A 779-nucleotide genomic window follows, 5' to 3' on the forward strand; every position below is an offset into this window, starting at 1 on the left:
GCGCTATGGCACGTCGGCCAGGGATTTCGTTTCGCACCCCGCGGGCGAACAGATGCTGCCGCAGTCGGACTATTCGGCAAGCGAAATCGGGCGCATCATCGAGCGCGAACAGATCGAGTGCCTTGCCGACCTGTTCCTGCGCCGCACCACCATCGCCATTTCGGGCGGTCTCAGTTTCGACCTCATCAACGCCGTTCTCGACATGCTGGCGGCGCACAAGGGCTGGAGCGCCAGCGAGGCCGCCACCGAGCGCTCGACCTTCCTCGCCTTGCTGGCCGACCGGCACGGCATCGATCTCCAGACGCATCAAAGGAGCGCCCTATGCGCATAAACAAGAAAGTCCGCATGAACCGGCTGTTCGGTGGCGGCCGCTGCCTCGACGTAGCCATCGATCACGGTGTCTGCAACGAGCCGAGCTTCCTTGCCGGGCTGGAAGACATGGCCGGTGTGGTCAATCAGCTGGTCAAGGCCGGCCCCGACGCCATCCAGATGAACTACGGCCAGGCCGATCTGCTGCAGGCCGTGCCTGGCAAGGACAAGCCGGCGCTGGTGATGCGCATCGACATGGGCAATCCCTATAACAGGATACGCCACCGGGCGATGTGGGCGGTGCTGCAGAATGAAGCCGAGCCCTTGCTTGGCGCCATCGAGATGGATGCGGCTTGCGTCGTGGTCAATCTGTTCATGCTGCCCGACGAACCCGACCTGTTCCGGCAATGCGTGCAGAACATCGCCCGCGTGCGCGCCGATTGCGAGAAATACGGCCTGCCGCTGATGAT

Annotated in this window: 1 protein-coding gene and 1 pseudogene; both read left to right on the top strand. The window is 63.4% G+C overall.

The window, feature by feature from the left end:
- The coding region (locus EN893_RS36225; protein ID WP_281062543.1) for a glycerol-3-phosphate dehydrogenase C-terminal domain-containing protein at positions 1–331 on the top strand (331 nt) is incomplete at its 5' end.
- Positions 322–779 (top strand): annotated as a pseudogene (locus EN893_RS36230) (aldolase); the annotation flags it as partial. The gene EN893_RS36225 and the pseudogene EN893_RS36230, both read left to right, overlap by 10 nt.

This window comes from Mesorhizobium sp. M7A.F.Ca.CA.004.04.2.1, from assembly GCF_004022825.1.
Classification (GTDB): Bacteria; Pseudomonadota; Alphaproteobacteria; order Rhizobiales; family Rhizobiaceae; genus Mesorhizobium.